Annotated in this window: 12 protein-coding genes and 2 pseudogenes; 12 read left to right on the forward strand and 2 right to left on the reverse strand. The window is 32.8% G+C overall.

Annotation, left to right across the window (positions count from 1 at the left end; all coding sequences use genetic code 11):
* Nucleotides 1-60 precede the first annotated feature (60 nt).
* From ACZZZT_RS11040 to ACZZZT_RS11060, 5 genes and pseudogenes are all read left to right on the forward strand, one after another.
* Nucleotides 61-4560, forward strand: a complete 4500-nt coding sequence (locus ACZZZT_RS11040) for a translocation/assembly module TamB domain-containing protein (protein WP_463460399.1) — start codon at nucleotides 61-63, stop codon at nucleotides 4558-4560.
* 299 nt (nucleotides 4561-4859) lie between these two features.
* Nucleotides 4860-5845: pseudogene (gene pfkA, locus ACZZZT_RS11045) on the forward strand (6-phosphofructokinase).
* A 92-nt stretch (nucleotides 5846-5937) separates the two neighbouring features.
* Entirely contained in the window at nucleotides 5938-6942 is a 1005-nt protein-coding gene (gap, locus tag ACZZZT_RS11050; RefSeq protein WP_042565054.1) for a type I glyceraldehyde-3-phosphate dehydrogenase, read from the forward strand.
* Nucleotides 6943-7071: 129 nt separating this feature from the next.
* Complete coding sequence (locus ACZZZT_RS11055; RefSeq protein ID WP_073395115.1) at nucleotides 7072-7923, forward strand: N-acetylglucosamine kinase; 852 nt, start codon at nucleotides 7072-7074, stop codon at nucleotides 7921-7923.
* 10 nt (nucleotides 7924-7933) lie between these two features.
* Nucleotides 7934-8308, forward strand: a complete 375-nt coding sequence (locus tag ACZZZT_RS11060; protein WP_302097419.1) for a methylglyoxal synthase — start codon at nucleotides 7934-7936, stop codon at nucleotides 8306-8308.
* Here ACZZZT_RS11060 and ACZZZT_RS11065 read toward each other — a convergent pair.
* The gene (locus tag ACZZZT_RS11065; RefSeq protein WP_073395114.1) at nucleotides 8289-8669 is read right to left on the reverse strand and encodes a RidA family protein; all 381 of its coding nucleotides are present in this window, start codon (nucleotides 8667-8669) and stop codon (nucleotides 8289-8291) included. The two genes, ACZZZT_RS11060 and ACZZZT_RS11065, sit on opposite strands and share 20 nt — an antisense overlap.
* 85 nt (nucleotides 8670-8754) lie before the next feature.
* Nucleotides 8755-11451 carry a putative LPS assembly protein LptD gene (locus ACZZZT_RS11070; protein ID WP_042565110.1) on the reverse strand — a complete coding sequence of 899 codons (2697 nt, stop codon included), beginning with the start codon at nucleotides 11449-11451 and terminating at the stop codon, nucleotides 8755-8757.
* Between the two features lie 82 nt (nucleotides 11452-11533).
* Between ACZZZT_RS11070 and ACZZZT_RS11075 the strand changes: the two genes are divergently transcribed.
* From ACZZZT_RS11075 to ACZZZT_RS11105, 7 genes and pseudogenes are all read left to right on the forward strand, one after another.
* Nucleotides 11534-12655: an N-acetylmuramoyl-L-alanine amidase family protein gene (locus tag ACZZZT_RS11075; RefSeq protein ID WP_042565109.1), complete on the forward strand. Its 1122-nt coding sequence runs from the start codon at nucleotides 11534-11536 to the stop codon at nucleotides 12653-12655.
* A gap of 51 nt (nucleotides 12656-12706) precedes the next feature.
* Entirely contained in the window at nucleotides 12707-13672 is a 966-nt protein-coding gene (locus tag ACZZZT_RS11080; protein ID WP_463460400.1) for an MlaD family protein, read from the forward strand.
* A gap of 16 nt (nucleotides 13673-13688) precedes the next feature.
* Nucleotides 13689-15020, forward strand: coding sequence for a 4Fe-4S dicluster domain-containing protein (locus ACZZZT_RS11085; protein ID WP_463460401.1), 1332 nt, complete (start codon nucleotides 13689-13691; stop codon nucleotides 15018-15020).
* A 142-nt stretch (nucleotides 15021-15162) separates the two neighbouring features.
* A pseudogene (locus tag ACZZZT_RS11090) lies at nucleotides 15163-15953 on the forward strand ((Fe-S)-binding protein).
* An 84-nt stretch (nucleotides 15954-16037) separates the two neighbouring features.
* Nucleotides 16038-16520, forward strand: a complete 483-nt coding sequence (locus ACZZZT_RS11095) for a hypothetical protein (protein WP_042565048.1) — start codon at nucleotides 16038-16040, stop codon at nucleotides 16518-16520.
* 657 nt (nucleotides 16521-17177) lie between these two features.
* Complete coding sequence (gene bshA, locus ACZZZT_RS11100) at nucleotides 17178-18323, forward strand: N-acetyl-alpha-D-glucosaminyl L-malate synthase BshA (RefSeq protein WP_463460402.1); 1146 nt, start codon at nucleotides 17178-17180, stop codon at nucleotides 18321-18323.
* Between the two features lie 16 nt (nucleotides 18324-18339).
* Nucleotides 18340-18762 carry a protease complex subunit PrcB family protein gene (locus ACZZZT_RS11105; protein ID WP_042565046.1) on the forward strand — a complete coding sequence of 141 codons (423 nt, stop codon included), beginning with the start codon at nucleotides 18340-18342 and terminating at the stop codon, nucleotides 18760-18762.
* Nucleotides 18763-18910 lie beyond the last annotated feature (148 nt).

Consider the following 18910-nt stretch of genomic DNA (forward strand, 5'->3'; position numbering starts at 1 on the left):
AGAGCTATCAAAAAAGTAAAGAAAATAATATCACGAACCCTAATTGGGTTAATTTTACTTTTGTTGGCATTGGCTATAACACTCTCATTGCCTATTGTGCAAACTAAAATTGCACGATATGTTACAGATTCTTTAAATGAAGATTTTAAAACAGATATTACGGTAGATAAAGTTGCCATCAATATTTTTGGCGGAGTTAAACTAAAAACAGTCCTGATTCGTGACCATCATAAAAAGACTTTAATCTATTCAGACATTATTAGTACTGATATTTTAAGTATTAAAAGACTTCTTGATGGTGATTTGATTTTCGGCGATCTTCGTTTAACGGGTTTAATTTTTAATTTGAAAACCTACAAAGGCGAAAACGAGAATAATATCAATAAATTTATTCGCTTATTTGATTCTGATAAGCCTTCAAAAACTAATAAACATTTTTTACTCACGGCAAAAAATGCCTATATCTCAAAAGGTACTTTTTCGGTTGTGGATGAAAATAAGAAAAACCCACAATTTCTTGATTTTAAAAAGCTTAATGCTTATATCAGTGATTTCAAATTATATGGACCGGATGTAAATACGACGATTCACAGGTTTTCTTTTCTAGATCATCGTGGTTTGTATGTTTCTAATTTGGCGGCGAAATTCAGTTATACCAAAAAACAAATTAAGCTTGAAAATTTAGCCATAAAAACCAAAAGATCTTCAATTTATGGTAAAGCAATTTTAAATTACAAGCCAGGAGATTTTCTTGCTTTTACAGATAAAGTTAAGTTTGATGTAGCCCTAGATTCGGCTTCAATTGCTACAAATGATATTCGTTATTTTTATGACGGATTGGGTAAAAATCAGCATTTTAAGCTTAGATCTAAGATAAAAGGAACGCTTAATAATCTTAATTTAAAAAAACTTAGGCTTTCTGATACAAATGGTTCAAGAATTATCGGAAACATTAATTTCAGAAATCTTTTAGGTACAAAAGAGCAAAAGTTTGCCATGGAGGGAAAGTTTGACAGATTAACTTCCAGCTATGATAATTTGGTGGTTTTGATGCCAATTGTTTTAGGAAAAAAACTTCCTAAAGAGCTTAAGCGAATTGGTAAATTTAATATTGTTGGAAAAGCAAAGGTTTCGACAACAGAATTAGAAAGTGATTTTAGAATTGCGACAGATTTAGGAAATGGTCAGGTAGATTTGCATCTGAACCACATGGATTTTATTGATAAAGCTTCTTATTCGGGAAATATTATTTTGGATAATTTTGATGTTGGTGCACTATTGCAGCGAAAGGATCTCGGTAAGACTACTTTAAATTTAGATGTTGACGGTGTTGGTTTTACAGAGAAATATCTAAACACAATTATAAAAGGTGATATTGCAAAACTGGATTATAATAAATACACTTATAATAATATTGTAGTAAATGGTAATTTTAAATTGCCTTATTATAAAGGACAAATTTCTGTAAACGATCCTAATTTGACTTTAACATTTGATGGTTTAGTTGATTTGAGCAAGCGTGAAAGTAAATATGATTTCCACATCAATGTTGAAAACGCCGATTTGAAAAAACTGAAGTTTGTAAACGATTCCATTTCTCATTTTCAAGGCGATGCAGTTGTCGAGGTTACAGGAAATTCTATCGAAAATCTTCAGGGAAATATTTATATAAAAGATGCAGTATATCAAAATCCAAAGTCTACTTATGCTTTTGATGAACTAACAATCAATTCTAGTTTTGATGCTGATAAATTGCGTACCATAACTATAAATTCTACAGATGTAGTTAACGGAAAAATTGTTGGTAAATTTCAGTTTGCTCAGTTAGATAAATTGGTTATGAATTCAGTAGGAAGTCTTTATACTAATTATAAGCCTTATAAAATTAAAAAAGGACAGTTTTTGCGTTTCAATTTTCATGTTTATGATAAAGTTGTCGAAATGCTTTATCCTGAAATTAATATAGATTCTTCAACTGTTGTGCGCGGAAGAATTGATGCCGATTTAAATGAATTTAAGTTTCGATTTAAATCACAAAAAATTACAGCGGCAAAAAATACTTTTGATAATATCAGAATCAATATCGATAATAAAAATCCACTTTATAATGCATTTATAGAGTTAGATAGTATTAAAACGCCGTATTATAAAATCCGAGATTTTAATTTAATTAATGTAACTTCAAAAGATACTTTATTTGTGCGTTCAGAGTTTAAAGGAGGTGAAAAGGGCAACGATTATTTTAATATGAACTTGTACCATACCATTGATAAAAACAAAAATAATATTGTTGGTATCAAAAAATCTGAAATGAAATTTAAAGATTATTTATGGTATTTAAATGAAGAAGACGGATCAGATAATCAAATTATTTTTGATAAAAACTTCAGCAACTTTAATATAGACAATATTGTTCTTTCGCATGAAGATCAGAAAATTGACTTAAATGGAGTTATAAAAGGCACCGATTATAAAGATTTAGTACTGAATTTTGAAGATGTTGATATCAATAAAATTACACCGCTCACTTCGAAGTTTGTCTTTAATGGTAATTTGAACGGAAGTGTCAATTTTAAACAAAACAAAGATGTATATCAGCCCACGGCATCTATTGTCATTGATCATCTTAACTTAAATAAAACGGAACTTGGAACATTAAATTTCGATATTTCCGGAGATGAGAGCCTGAGAAAATTCACTATAAGTTCGTCCATACAAAATGGTTTTACAGAATCGTTTAGTGCGAATGGAAATTTTGCGATCGAAAACAAAGAGACTTTTCTTGATTTAAAGCTAAAACTCGAAGGATTTAATCTGGCAACTTTAGGAACGGTTGGCGGAGATGTTTTGTCGAATGTTAGAGGAAGTGTTTCCGGAAATGCTGCTGTAGTTGGTAATCTTAAAAAACCTGAAATCAATGGTAGATTATATGTAGAAAAAGCAGGAATGACAATTCCGTACCTTAATACAGATTATGAATTAAGCGATCGAACAGTCATTGATTTAACTGATGAAAAGTTTTTGTTTAGAAATAATCAGTTAACTGATACTAAATATGGTACAAAAGGATTACTGAACGGAAGTATTGAACATCATAATTTTGGCGACTGGAAATTAGATTTAACTATAACCTCCAAAAGATTATTGGCACTTGATACAAAAGACAGTGATGATGCCGCTTATTTTGGTACAGCATTTATTAATGGTACGGCAAGTATAAAAGGACCAACAGAAAGTTTATTTATTAAGGTAGATGCCAAGTCTGAAAAAGGAACAGAAGTTAAGATACCTATTAATAATGTACAAAGTGTAGGAGAGAGCAGTTGGATCCATTTTGTGACGCCAAAAGAAAAATATAATTTAGCAAACGGTATTGTTGAGCGAACCCGAAATTATAACGGACTTGAACTGGAATTTGATTTTGATATCACGCCAGATGCCGAAGTAGAAGTAATTCTGGATCGAAATTCCGGTCATGGAATGAAAGGAAAAGGATACGGTTCGCTGTTGTTTAAGATCAATACATTGGGTAAATTTAATATGTGGGGAGATTTCCAGGCATACGAAGGAACTTATAACTTTAAGTATGGAGGTTTAATCGATAAAAAATTCGCCGTTAAAAAAGGTGGATCTATTATTTGGGAAGGTAACCCGATGAAAGCCCAGTTAAATTTAGAAGCCGTTTACAGAACTACGGCAAACCCGGCTGTATTGTTGGATAATTCATCTTTTAATAAAAAAGTGCCGGTAGAAGTTGTTATTGGTCTGAGGGGAGATTTAACAAGCCCGGAACCTAATTTTGATATTCAGTTTCCATCTGTAAGTAATGTTTTAAAATCAGAGATACAATATAAGTTAGACGATAAAGATGTGCGCCAAACGCAGGCATTGTATTTATTGTCAACAGGTTCGTTTATGAGTCCGGATGGATTTAACCAAAGTGATTTGTCGGGAACATTTGCAGAAACCGCTGCAAGTTTATTGGGCGGAATTATTAAATCAGATAATGATAAATTTAATATTGATTTGAATTTTGTATCGGCAGATAAACGAATTGGTCAGGAAGCCGACGGTCAGTTTGTGGCAAATATATCTTCTCAGATTAATGAAAAAATATCCATAAACGGAAAACTTGGAGTTCCGGTTGGAGGTGTTAACGAATCGGCAATTGTGGGAGATATTGAAATTCTTTATCGCGTAAATGAAGACGGATCTATGAACCTTCGTTTGTTTAATAAGGAAAATGATATTAATTACGTAGGGCAGGGAATTGGTTATACTCAGGGAGTTGGTATTTCGTATGAAGTAGATTTTGATACTTTTAGTGAACTGGTCAATAAAATTTTCAAAAGTCATAAATTAGAGAAAGCCTTAAAAACTTCTCCTGATGATTTGCCGGATTCTTATGCAAATCCCGATTATATGAATTTTTCAAGTTCAAAAGAGAAAGTGAAAGAGAAAGAGAAGGATAAAAAGAAACCGAATAAAAAAGACGAAGAAAAACCGAAGGTTCAGCCAGGAAATAATCAGGGATATATTCCCGACGATAACGATTATTAGTCTGTGAATTGTTAACTTTTCTAAAACCATTTTTATAATGGTTTTTTTTATGCTAAATTTATAAATTAATAGTTTTTTGAAAATCAGCTATATCCAGATTTTTATAACACTTCATTTATGTATTGTTAATTTTAAAGATTTAATTAAAATATGTGCCTTTTATTATTTTAAATGAATTTTTTCATATCAAAAAACTTATTAACGAAAACGTTTGAATTTAACATATTTTATTAATTTATGACAATTACCACCTGTAAAGTGGTGAATGTTTGCTAATTTTACACTTTAATACTTAAATAATGCCAAAAACAATAAAAAAAGTTGGTGTTCTAACTTCAGGGGGAGACTCACCAGGAATGAATGCCGCAATACGATCAGTTGTTCGAACATGTGCTTATCATAATATAGAATGCATAGGAATTTATAGAGGGTATCAGGGAATGATCGAAGGAGATTTCAAAGAAATGGGTCCCCGAAGTGTAAATAATATTGTAAACAAAGGAGGAACGATTTTAAAATCAGCTCGTTCTACTGAGTTTAGAACTCCGGAAGGTAGAAAAAAAGCACACGAAAACCTTTTGAAAGCAGGAGTTGATGCTCTTGTAGTAATTGGCGGTGATGGAAGTTTTACCGGAGGTTTGATTTTTAATTCAGAATTTGATTTTCCTGTAATGGGAATTCCGGGTACAATTGATAATGATATTTTTGGTACAAGTCATACTTTAGGATATGATACTGCTTTGAATACTGTGGTAGATTGTATTGATAAAATTAGAGATACTGCAAGTTCGCACAACCGACTATTTTTGTAGAGGTTATGGGTAGAGATGCGGGGCATATTGCTCTAAATGCAGGTATTGGAGCAGGTGCCGAAGAAATCCTTATTCCTGAAGAAGATTTAGGTCTGGAAAGATTGCTGGACTCTCTTCAAAAAAGTAAAGCTTCAGGAAAATCATCCAGTATAGTAGTTATTGCTGAGGGAGATAAAATTGGTAAAAACGTATTCGAATTAAAAGATTATGTTGAAGCTAATTTACCTGAGTACGATGTAAGAGTTTCTGTATTAGGACACATGCAGCGTGGTGGTTCTCCATCTTGTTTTGACCGTGTTCTTGCAAGCCGTTTAGGTGTAAAAGCAGTAGAGTCTTTAATCGAAGGTAAATCTAATTATATGGTTGGTTTACAACAGGATAAAGTAGCTTTAACTCCGTTGGAACAAGCAATCAAAGGAAAATCTGAGATTGACAGAGAATTATTAAGAGTGTCTGACATCATGTCGACATAAGAACATAAAAGTTTAAAAAAGGAATGAAGTTTATTGTGAGGAAATTAGACTTTAAATTAGTGTAATAAAAACAAAAGCAAAAATTAAGTAAAATGTCAAAAGTAAAATTAGGAATAAACGGATTTGGACGTATTGGAAGAATCGTTTTTAGAGAATCATTCAATAGAGATAATGTAGAAGTAGTAGCAATCAACGATTTGTTAGATGTAGATCACTTAGCTTACTTATTAAAATATGATTCAGTTCACGGTCGTTTTGACGGAACTGTAGAAGTAAAAGAAGGAAAACTTTATGTAAACGGAAGAAATATCCGTATCACTGCAGAAAGAAATCCAGCTGACTTAAAATGGAATGAAGTTGATGTTGATGTAGTTGCTGAATGTACTGGTATTTTTACAACTATCGAGACTGCAAATGAGCACATTAAAGGTGGTGCTAAAAAAGTAATTATTTCTGCTCCTTCTGCAGATGCTCCAATGTTTGTAATGGGAGTAAATCACGAAACTGCAAAAGCTTCTGATTTAGTTGTTTCTAACGCTTCTTGTACTACAAACTGTTTAGCTCCTTTAGCTAAAGTTATTCATGATAACTTCGGAATTGAAGAGGCTTTAATGACAACTGTACACGCTACAACTTCAACTCAAATGACAGCTGACGGACCTTCTAGAAAAGACTGGAGAGGTGGACGTGCTGCATCAATCAATATTATTCCTTCTTCAACAGGTGCTGCAAAAGCGGTTGGAAAAGTAATCCCTTCTTTGAATGGAAAATTAACTGGAATGTCTTTCCGTGTACCTACTGCTGACGTTTCTGTAGTAGATTTAACTGTAAAAGTTTCTAAAGAAACTTCATACGAAGAAATCTTAGCTGTGTTGAAAACGGCTTCTGAAACTACAATGAAAGGTATCTTAGGATATACTGAAGATGCAGTTGTATCTCAGGATTTCATTTCAGACAAAAGAACTTCAATCATTGATGCTACTGCAGGAATTGGTTTGAATTCAACTTTCTTTAAATTTGTATCTTGGTACGATAATGAGTACGGATACTCTTCTAAATTGATCGATTTATCTGTGCATATCGCAGGTTTAAAATAATATTGTATAAATTTGGCAAATCCCGTTATCTCAAGGTAACGGGATTTTCTTATTTTGTTTTGACTTTAATTAATGTAAAAAACACACTTTTAAATTGATGAAGAAAAACTAAATCCAAAAACTAAAAAAATGAAATTAATAGTTGATAGTGGATCTACAAAAGCAGATTGGATTGCAATTGATGATAATGGAAAAGTATTATTCACGACACAAACTTTGGGATTAAACCCTGAAATTCTTGACGGTCCTGAAATTGTTTCAAGATTAAATGATCGTTTTGATATTCTGCAAAATAAAAAAAATGCAACACATTTGTTCTTCTACGGAGCAGGTTGTGGAACAGAGAGAATGCAAACTGCACTTTCGCAAATATTCCAGGAATATTTTAATAACGCTATTGTTGAAGTTCACGAAGATACTTATGCAGCAGTTTACGCTACAACTCCAAAAGGAGAAGAAGCAATTGTTAGTATTTTAGGAACAGGTTCAAACTGCAGCTATTTTGATGGAAAAGTATTGCATCAAAAAGTACAGTCATTAGGTTATATTGCCATGGATGATTGTAGTGGAAATGTTTTCGGAAAAGAATTAATCAGAAAATATTATTTCAATAAAATGCCTAAAGAATTGGCAGTTGAATTTGAAAAAGAATATAATCTAGATGCTGATTATATTAAAAATAAATTATACAAAGAACCAAATCCAAATGCTTATTTGGCAACTTTTGCTAAGTTTTTAATCAAACATAAGGATACAGAATTCTGCAGAAAAATCATTTTCAAAGGAATGAAATCTTTCGTTAAAAACTATATCAAACAATTTGATAATTGTAAAGAAGTTCCTGTTCATTTTGTAGGTTCTATTGCTTTTTATCTTAAAGATGAATTACAAGAAACATTTGATAAATATGAACTTCAGTTAGGTAATGTTTTAAGACGTCCTATTGATGGTTTAATTGCATACCATGTTGCTAACCAATAGTTCCGGTTTTATGGAAATTGCTATTATTGCGCATGATGGTAAAAAAGCAGATTTAATTGATTTTTTAATTAAAAACGAAGCAGTTTTACATCATGAAAAAATAAAGCTTATTGGGACAGGCACTACCGGAGGAAAAGCTGAAGCTGCGGGTTTTAAAACTCAAAGAATGCTTTCCGGGCCTTTAGGCGGAGATGCGCAAATTGCAGGTAGAGTGGCGGAAGGAATTACACAAATGGTTTTCTTTTTTAAAGATCCATTGTCAAGTCACCCACACGAAGCCGATATTAATATGTTAATTCGTGTTTGCGATGTACATAATGTGCCGCTGGCAACAAACGAAGCAACGGCACAATTACTATTAAATGCTATTGCACTGCAATTATAGAAATTTCAACATTTACATTTTTTGGCAAACAAGCCACTTGAACCGTTTCACGAGCTGGAGCGGTTTTTTCATTAAAATAAGATCCGTAAACCGTATTAATAGCGCCAAAATTATTCATATCCATAATGAAAATAGTTGCTTTTACTACATTTTCAAAAGTCATGTCTGCAGCTTCCAGAATAGCAGCAATATTTTGCATTACCTGATGTGTTTCATCATTTATATTGTCAGTTACAAGTTCTCCTGAAGCAGGGTTTATTGCGATTTGACCAGATGCATAAAGTGTATTTCCTGATAATACAGCCTGATTATAAGGTCCTATTGGAGCAGGTGCTTTTTCTGTAAAAATTATTTTTTTCATAGTAATTGATTGTTAAATGTCAAAATAGATTATTCGGCCACTAGAATAATGGCTGAGAAAATTATTGATCTAAAATACGATTTTATTATCGATTAGAAGTACTTCGTTTATTCCATTTAATGTCGCTAAGAACACCGGATTTAATTCCGATAAAGAAATTCCAGTTAGAATTTGTTCCTAATGGACTCCAGTTAAAGGCCATTCTCCAGCTTAATAAATCTCTTTCAAAACGAAATTGCGTAAATGTAACTCCATTTTGTACAAAATCGTAACCTGTAGAAATTCCGCCTTTCCATTTTGGAGTAATATCCATATTGGCAGAGACCATGATAGAGTTTCCTGTGATTTTGTTTTCACGATTTACATTAGAGTAAGTCAATGAATAAGCCAATGTCATATCCCAGGGTAATTTTGAGTTAAAGAACTCTGTTATTACATCTTCGTCATCGTCTTTTTCATTTGCAAACTGACTGTTTCGGCTATCGTTCAAATCGGTATTGGTACCAAATAAATCATCCTTACGACCTCCGTTCCGTTCACTTTGTTTGTTTTCTTCCTTGGTGCCTTTATTTGAAAAAGAATAATTCAAAGTTACGTTGGCGCTTGTCATTCGAAACAAACTCCCTCCATTATCAATGTTATAAGTATTCATTCTGGTTCCGGAGTTGTCAATGGCATAAGGATCTAAAGTTGCACCAAAATTGACATTCATTTTATTGTCAAAAAACTGAGTTCCACCACTTACAAGAACAGGCTGCCATGCTAAAGTTTCTTTACCGTTAGCATTAAAATTATAACTTGTACTAAAGTTTAAATTGTTCAGTAACATTATTTTTTTAGGTTCAGTTTTTGTACTGTCACTGTCCCTTACTTTTGCTTCAAAGGTATTACTTAAAGCAAATGCCACGATATTAGAATTTTCCTTGCTTGGAACACCATAAACACCACCTTCAAATCGGGTGTATTGACTCGTAATTCTGCCTGAAGCATCTACTGCATAAGTGTCATAATATTTTTCAAAACTAGGCGTATATGCATAGGTAATAGTTGGTCGCATTACATGGCGAATAGACTGGATTTTTTTATCATTACCAAAATTAAAAGTACCATAAATAGTAGTACCTAAATTTGTACTCAAATTATATGTTCTAAACGCATCAAAACCATTTACAGTTGTTGTATCAACTCTGCTTAGATTTGTATCGTAATGCCTGTCTATTGTTTTGGTAACCCATGTTTCCTGGTAATTTGTAGAAGCTCCGGCACTAAAATATTTAAATATCTTGAAATTGGTACTAATCGGAATCGAATGCTGCATTCCAATTTGTGCATCTTTAAACATTTGTGGCTTAAAGAATAATGAATCGGTAGTTACTATGTTGTTTTTACCGCTTAAATTATATTGTAAGTTGATGTTTTTTATAAAACCTTTTTTCACACCATCTTTACCAACAAAAGGATAAACACGATCGACACTTGCCTGTAAAGTAGGTAAAGTCATGTTGATTACTTCAGTTTGTGTATTTTGAGAGTGCGTCGCCGTTAACGATATTCTCGCCTGCGGAATTGTGTTGAAAGTTTTATTATAGGAAATAGAAGAACTTAAAGTATTGTTCAAATTAGATCCAACGTTGGCCTGATTAATAGATTGCTTAAAATATTTACTACTACCCATATTTACCGAAGCAGAAAAGGTTGAGTTAGGATTCGATTTTGTGTCTTTCGAATGCGACCACTGAATATTGTAAATATTCTGTTTAGAATAATCCGGATAACCTCTTTCGCTGTTTATCAGGTTTTCAAAACGAATATTGACATTTCCTCGATACTTATATCGGGTTGCATATGCCGATTCAAATCGCATAGCATAACTTCCGTTTGTGTAATAATCTCCCAACACGGTTAGATCGTAATTATCGCTCAAAGCGAAATAATAACCCATATTTTGAAGAGAGAATCCACGTGTATTTGAGTCATTATAACTAGGTATAATGATTCCGGAAACACTTTTTTCTTCACTCATCGGAAAATAAGCAAAAGGCAAAGCCAGCGGGGTAGGTACATCGGCAATAACCATATTGGTTAAACCGGTAATTACTTTTTTGCCCGGAATAAATTTTACTTTATTGGTCTGGAAATAATATTCAGGATTGTCAATATCCTTAGAAGTCGTAAATCTGGCGCCTTTTAAAAAGTAAACCGAATCGTTTTCTTTCTTGGTAACGGCTGCTTTGATTTTAAATTCACCTTGTTCCGTTCGTGAATTATAAATTAAAGCTTTTTTTGTTTTAAAGTTAAAACGAATAGAGTCGGGCTGAACTTCGCTTGCTCCTTGTTTAAAATTAGGATATTGAGTTAATACGCCTGCGGAATCTTTTATCCTTCCGGCATATACTTCATCTTTCTCATAATCAAGTACAATTATACCAGATTTTAATTCAACATCTTTATAGTATAGTTCACCTTCATTATAAAGAGTAATTCTTTTCTTTTTCTGATCGATTTTTGCGTAGTCCTTTGCCCTGTATTTTACTTTTCCATCCAGAAAAGTCTTTGTTGGCCTAACAGTATCCAGCTTTATGGTGTCTGCAACAACAATTTCAGGTTTATCTGTTTGTTTTTCAGTTGATAAAGGAGCTTTTTTAGATTTTATCTCTTGCGAATATAATTTACCACAACCTAGTGTTAGGAAAAATGATAATAAAACGATATTAAATAAGTTTGTATGCAAAGGTTTAAATGCTATTTTTGTAAAAGTATGGCTTGTTTTTTGACATGTCAAACTTACATATAATTTTTTGTCAAAAATAATCAATTGTAAAAATTATAGCTGTTGCATTTTATTAAAATTAACTTTTAGATTTATGAACATATTTAACAAAACTAGACTAATCTTTAGTTTTTTTCTAACGATAACAACTTTTTGTGCTTACAGTCAAACAAATGTATTTAAAGTAACTCTTGATGCAGGACACGGTGATCATGATTTTGGTGCCGTTTATAGTGGAAGGATCGAAAAGAATATTGCGCTGGCTATTGTGTTAAAAGTTGGAAAATTACTGGAAGCTAGTCCTAATATTGATGTTATTTATACTCGTAAAACAGATGTTTTTATAGATCTTGTAGAAAGAGCCAATATTGCCAACCGTGCAAATTCGAATATTTTTGTCTCTATTCACTGTAATGCAAATAAAAATACTGCCGCAGACGGAACTGAAACTTATGTAATGGGTTTGAGTAAAGTTGCGTCGAATCTTGAAGCTGCGAAAAAAGAGAACTCGGTAATTACATTAGAAAAAGATTATAAACGTAAATATGAAGGTTTCGATCCTAATTCTCCTGAATCAATGATCGGAATGACCTTAATGCAGGAAGAATATCTGGATAATAGTATTTCATTAGCCAGTAAAATTGAAGATAATTTTGATAAATTAGGAAAAAAATTACGTCAGGGTGGAGTAAAGCAAGCGCCATTTATGGTGCTTCATAAAGCATATATGCCTAGGGTATTGGTAGAAACAGGATTCGTTTCTAATCCTACAGAAGGAAATATTTTAAATTCTGAAGAAGGACAAGATGATATTGCTAAAGCTATTGCAGAGGCAATCATAAGTTATAAAAGAGAGTATTTTGGCTCTGGAGTTCCGGAACCAGATACAAGACCGGTAAAAGATACTTCTACAGCAAAGCCTAAAACTGTTGAAGCACCCGCAGTAGTGAAAAATGCTCCAAAAGGTACATTTTTCAAGGTACAGCTTATTGCCAGCATTAAAAAAACACCATTAGAACCTAAAAACTTTAAAGGACTTAAAAATGTAACGATGTTATTTGAAAACAATATATATAAGTATTTTTATCAGGAAACCTCAGATTACGAAACTGCAAAGAAATATCTGCAAGAGGCTAAAGGTAAAGGATATGGAGCAGCTTTTTTAATTGCTTACAAAGACGGAGAAAAAATCAATATTCAGGACGCAATTAAATAATAGCAACAAGTTCGGATATTTATATTAATTTTGTATTAAACACTTAGAATTTTGAAAATAACTAGAGAAATTAAAACGGCTATATTAGTCATCGCGTCAATATTATTATTTATTTGGGGTTATAGTTTTTTAAAAGGCAGAGACCTTTTTACAAATTATCAAACATTATATGTTGAATATGATAATGTTGAAGATTTACCACAATCTGCTCCCGTAACTTTAAACGGACTTGGAATTGGTAAAGTACATAAAATTACAATCAATGAAACTACAGGTAAATTATTAGTAGAACTTCAGTTAAAAACTGATTTTCCAATTTCTAAAACCAGTAAAGCTGCATTATATTCTCCAAGTTTAATTGGAGGAAAACAAATCAAAATTATTCCGAATCTTGCCGATAAAGATCCTGCAGTTGATGGACAAAATTTAGAAGCTGCTGTAGAATTAGGATTAACAGAATCTTTAGGAGGTAAAATTGAGCCAATTCAGGCAAAATTAAATTTAATGCTTGAGAACATTAATACGCTGGTTTCCGGATTAAATAATGTTTTAGACAAAAAAGGACAGGAAGATCTTAAAAAATCATTATCAGAATTGAGCCAGACTATGGAGCAATTTCATAGAGCTTCCGGAAGTTTAAATTCTATTTTAGATACAAACAAAGGTCAGATTAACGGAGTTGTGACAAACTTCAATAAAATGTCAAGTAACTTCAATAAAATATCAGATTCTTTAAATAAAGCAGATTTAGGTAAAACAGTGAGAAACCTAAACCAAACTTTGGCTAAAGTTGATGGAATTATGAGTAACCTAAACTCAGGAAAAGGTACAGCAGGTAAATTATTAAACGATGATGCTTTGTATAACAATCTTTCTAAAACTTCAAAAGAATTAGAATTGTTATTGCAAGATGTTCGTCTTTACCCAACGCGTTACGTAAATGTTTCTCTTTTTGGGAAGAAGAACAAACCATACGTTGCGCCTGCAGATGATGCAAAAACGACTGACAAAAAATAATTAAGAATAATAAAGAATGAGTTATTTAGACAATATTTTATTCGCTATACTTCTGATAGCTGGTTTTGGTTTTTTTGCGACGAGTGTAAAAAAAATTATCCGAAACATTAATTTAGGAGGTGATGTAGATCGAAAAGACAATCCTAAGGCACGTTGGGCAAACATGGCTTTGATTGCGCTTGGACAATCTAAAATGGTGAAACGTCCGGTAGCGGGTGCATTACATATTGTTGTCTATGTAGGTTTTATTATTATTAATATCGAATTACTGGAAATCATCATTGATGGATTAATTGGAACTCATAGAGTTTTTGCCCCTTTTTTGGGTGTAGTATATGATGTTTTAATTGCTTCTTTCGAAGTATTGGCTTTCCTTGTAATTTTTGCAGTGACTGTTTTTTGGATAAGAAGAAACCTGATCCGATTAAAACGTTTTGTACATTCAGATTTAAAGGGATTCCCTAAAAGTGATGCGAATTACATTTTGTACTTTGAAACAGTTTTAATGATTTTGTTTTTATTGATGAATGCATCTGATTATCATTTGCAAAATGTACCGGGTGGAGTTTTTCATAAAGCGGGAAGTTTCCCAGTAAGTCAATTCTTTGCGCCTATTTTTAACGGGATGTCAAATGAATTAGTAGTGATTTTATTTGAAGTATTTTGGTGGTTGCACATTGCGGGTATTTTAGTTTTTATGAACTATTTATATTTCTCAAAACACTTGCATATTCTTTTAGCGTTCCCAAATACTTATTTTGCAGATTTAAATCCGAAAGGGAAATTTGATAATTTAGAGTCAGTTACAAAAGAGGTGAAATTAATGATGGATCCTAATGCTGACCCATTTGCTGCTGCTCCGGTTGATGAAAATGCTGCTCCGAGTAAATTTGGAGCAAGTGATGTTCAGGATTTAAACTGGGTTCAGTTATTAAATGCATATACTTGTACTGAATGTGGACGTTGTACATCTGCATGTCCGGCAAATCAAACCGGTAAAAAATTGTCTCCTCGTAAAATTATGATGGATACAAGAGACCGTTTACAGGAAGTAGGAAAAAATATAGATGCCAATAAAGGTGTTTTTGTTCCTGATAATAAAACATTATTAAACGATTATATTACTCCGGAAGAATTGTGGGCATGTACTTCATGCAATGCCTGTGTTGAAGAATGTCCGGTAAATATTAGTCCGTTATCTATTATTATGGATATGCGTCGTTATTTGGTGATGGAACAAAGTGCTGCTCCTATGTCATTAAATGCCATGATGACCAATATCGAAAATAATGGTGCTCCTTGGCAATACAATCAACAAGATAGATTGAATTGGAAAAACGAAAATTAAAATTATAGTTTAATCGTTGAATTGGTTATTTGTTTAACCGTTTAATTGATGAATAAAATATTTAAGGTTTTTTAGTGGAGGTTATAGTAAAGAGTACGATTAACCAAATAAACGATTAACCGATTAAAACAAAAAAAGGAAGATGTCAGAAAGTTTAGTAGTACCAACAATGGCAGAAATGCTTGCCGAAGGAAAACAGCCAGAAGTTTTGTTTTGGGTGGGTTGTGCAGGAAGTTTTGATGATAGAGCAAAAAAATTACAAAAGCATTTGTACGTATTTTAAATCGTACAAACGTTTCTTTTGCTGTACTTGGTACTGAAGAAAGCTGTACTGGTGATCCGGCAAAAAGAGCAGGAAATGAGTTTTTGTTTCAAATGCAGGCTATGATGAACATTGAAGTTCTAAATGCTTATGAAGCAAAAAAAATTGTTACAGCTTGTCCGCATTGTTTTAATACTTTAAAGAATGAATATCCTGAATTAGGAGGTCAATACGACGTAATTCACCATACAGAATTTTTAAAGTCATTAATTGATGATGGAAGATTAACTGTTGAAGGCGGGCAGTTTAAAGGGAAAAAAATCACTTTTCACGATCCTTGTTATTTAGGAAGAGCAAATAAAGTATACGAAGCACCAAGAGATTTAATTCAGAAATTAGATGTTGAATTAGTCGAAATGAAACGCTCAAAAGCAAACGGATTATGTTGTGGAGCCGGTGGAGCACAAATGTTTAAAGATGCCGAACCAGGAAATAAAGAAGTAAACGTATTGCGTACAGAAGATGCCTTAGAAGTAAAACCGGATATTATTGCTGCTGGTTGCCCTTTCTGTAACACAATGTTAACCGATGGTATTAAACATCAGGAAAAAGAAGGACAAGTGAAAGTAATGGATATTGCCGAGTTAATTGCTAATGCGCAGGATCTGTAAATAAGGTTCAAAGTTGCAAAGGTTCAAAGGGACAAAGGTGTTAACTTGAAACTTGAAACAAATTAAACTAAAAGAAGAATTAAAATGTATATACCTTTTGAAAATTTACCTGGTGAATCCAGAATCTGGATTTATCAATCAAACAGAAAATTTTCTGAGGAAGAATTTTCTGAAATAGAAACTGATCTAAAAGCTTTTGTAGAAGAATGGGCAGCACACGGAACTAGTTTAGAAGCTTCATATCTTTTAAAATATAACCGATTTATCATATTAGCTGTAAATCAGGATGTACAAGCGGCTACGGGATGTTCTATTGATAGTTCTGTTGAATTTATTCAGAGTTTAGAGAAAAAATACAACGTTGATTTATTAGATAAAATGAACGTAACTTTTAAACTTGGTGAACATATCGCGCACAAACCTTTAATCGATTTTAAGAAAATGGTTAAGGATAAATCAGTTTCTGAGAATACGATTGTGTTTAATAATCTCGTAAATAATATCGAAGAATTTAATGAATCATGGGAAGTTCCTGCCGCTGATAGCTGGCATAGCAGGTTTTTCTAAAAGAGAAATTTATAACATATTTAAAAGGCATGGGACTTAGGTTTCGTGCCTTTTTTTGTGGAACTAAGTTGTTTGTTTTTATTTCAGGTTAGATCTGTTTGTTATTTCGACGGAGGAGAAATTACACGCGTAACTCTACAAAGATTGGTGACATACTAGATGGAGTTTCTTGTGTGATTTCTCCTCCGTCGAAATGACAAGATTATGGAAATCTTTCAAAGTTTTAAACTTTGACAAAGATAAATCGCAGTAAACCCGACAGGTTTTTATCCCGAGGCTTCGGGACTGTCGGGTTTAGGAATGAGGGCCTTATGAAAAGCCAAAACCTCTAATTTAGCCCCGATGGAAGCGATATCCTTTTTTGCCGGTCCCGAAGCCTCGGGACCGGCAGAAAAGATATAGCGAACAGCGGGACAACTGGTTCTTTTGAAAACGAAATTTTCTGCTCCTGATAAAAATTATGGATAATAAGTTATGAATTATGAGTGGTAAGTCCTTCGACTTCGCTCAGGATGACAGTAAAATCTATTTCTATAAAAAAGTTAATAATCTAACATTCTAATAATCTGATCAATCTATAATTCACAAAAATCTAACAATTTAAACGATCAATTAAAAGCTATTTTTGAGTACTTTCGTAGTTATTAAATTTAATACATGAAAATAGCTATAGTTTGTTATCCGACATTTGGCGGTAGTGGGGTTGTAGCCACAGAATTGGGCCTTGAACTAGCCAGACGCGGACACGAAATCCATTTTATTACTTATAGTCAGCCGGTAAGGTTGGCACTTTTAAATCCTAATGTTCATTATCACGAAGTAAACGTTCCTGAATATCCTCTTTTTCATTATCAGCCTTATGAGTTGGCTTTGTCAAGCAAATTGGTTGATATGGTAAAATTGTATAAGATTGAATTACTGCATGTGCATTATGCTATTCCACATGCGTATGCGGGTTATATGGCGAAGCAAATGTTGAAAAATGAAGGAATTAATCTTCCGATGATTACGACACTTCACGGAACTGATATTACACTGGTAGGGAATCACCCTTTTTATAAACCGGCGGTGACTTTTAGTATTAATAAGTCAGATTATGTAACTTCGGTTTCGCAGAGTTTGAAAGATGATACTTTGAAATTATTCAAAATCAAGAATAAAATAAAAGTGATTCCGAATTTTATTGAACTGGATAAAGTTAAAAAAGATCCGTTAGCGCCTTGTCATCGTTCTGTTATGGCAAAGGAAAATGAGCGTATTATTACGCATATCAGTAACTTTAGAAAAGTAAAACGTATTCCGGATATTATTAAAATTTTCTACAATATTCAGAAAGAAATGCCGGCTAAATTAATGATGGTTGGTGATGGTCCTGAAAAAGAAAAAGCAGAAGCTTTATGTATGGAATTAGGGATTCACGACAAGGTTATTTTCTTTGGTAACAGTAATGAAATTGATAAAATTTTACTTTTAACCGACTTGTTTTTACTTCCGTCAGAAACGGAAAGTTTTGGTTTGGCAGCTTTGGAAGCTATGGCATGCGGCGTTCCGGTAATTTCGAGTAATTCCGGTGGTTTGCCTGAAGTAAATTTTGATGGTTACTCAGGTTATTTGAGCAATGTTGGAGATGTCGATGAAATGGCTGCAAACGCTATTAAAATCTTAAAAGATGATACTGTTTTGAATGAATTTAAAGCAAATGCTTTAGAGGTTGCGAAAAAATTTGATATTAAAAATATATTGCCAAAATATGAAGCACTTTACCAAAGAGCAATTGATGATTATAAATATGAAAAACAGTAATTAAAAAAATAAACGGATGAAAAAAGTTATTTCGGTTTTAGCAGTTTTTGTTTTAATTTCCTGCGGAGCAAAAAAAGGATCAGATTCAAAAGCACTTTATGAAGTTTTAACAGAACAATCTGATGGTGGCGGAAATATTAAGTTTTTTGAAATCTTAACAGAACCAAATGAAATCAAAATGCTCGAGAATGACCCACTTTTGGCTGATAAAATGAAACAGGCCGATATAAATAATTCGAATTATGTTATTCTGAATATGGGAGAAAAGAACACTGGCGGTTATTCGATTAGTGTTGAAAAAGTAGAAGAAACGGATAAAAATATCATTATTACAGTGAAAGAAAAAGGGCCGGCTGCAGACGCTATGACAATGCAGGTAATTACTTATCCTTATACAGTTGTGAGAGTTCACTCTAAGAAAGAAATTATTGTTAAATAATTTTTTCAGGTTAAACACTACCGTTGTCAGGCTGAGCGGAGTCGAAGTCAATGCAACACGGGCTTCGACTCCGCTCAGCCTGACAATTAGCAGAACCTGAAACAAAACAAACCTGAAACTTGAAACAAAATTAAAGCATAAAAAAACC

The organism is Flavobacterium sp. AC274 (assembly GCF_979258275.1).

Excerpts from the sequence above, each read along its gene's own strand:
- ACZZZT_RS11075 (WP_042565109.1), top strand. The coding sequence starts at position 11,534 with ATGAACATATTTAACAAAACTAGACTAATCTTTAGTTTTTTTCTAACG.
- ACZZZT_RS11055 (WP_073395115.1), top strand. The coding sequence starts at position 7,072 with ATGAAATTAATAGTTGATAGTGGATCTACAAAAGCAGATTGGATTGCA.
- bshA (WP_463460402.1), top strand. The coding sequence starts at position 17,178 with ATGAAAATAGCTATAGTTTGTTATCCGACATTTGGCGGTAGTGGGGTT.
- ACZZZT_RS11085 (WP_463460401.1), top strand. The coding sequence starts at position 13,689 with ATGAGTTATTTAGACAATATTTTATTCGCTATACTTCTGATAGCTGGT.
- ACZZZT_RS11095 (WP_042565048.1), top strand. The coding sequence starts at position 16,038 with ATGTATATACCTTTTGAAAATTTACCTGGTGAATCCAGAATCTGGATT.
- ACZZZT_RS11060 (WP_302097419.1), top strand. The coding sequence starts at position 7,934 with ATGGAAATTGCTATTATTGCGCATGATGGTAAAAAAGCAGATTTAATT.
- ACZZZT_RS11105 (WP_042565046.1), top strand. The coding sequence starts at position 18,340 with ATGAAAAAAGTTATTTCGGTTTTAGCAGTTTTTGTTTTAATTTCCTGC.
- gap (WP_042565054.1), top strand. The coding sequence starts at position 5,938 with ATGTCAAAAGTAAAATTAGGAATAAACGGATTTGGACGTATTGGAAGA.
- ACZZZT_RS11065 (WP_073395114.1), bottom strand. The coding sequence starts at position 8,669 with ATGAAAAAAATAATTTTTACAGAAAAAGCACCTGCTCCAATAGGACCT.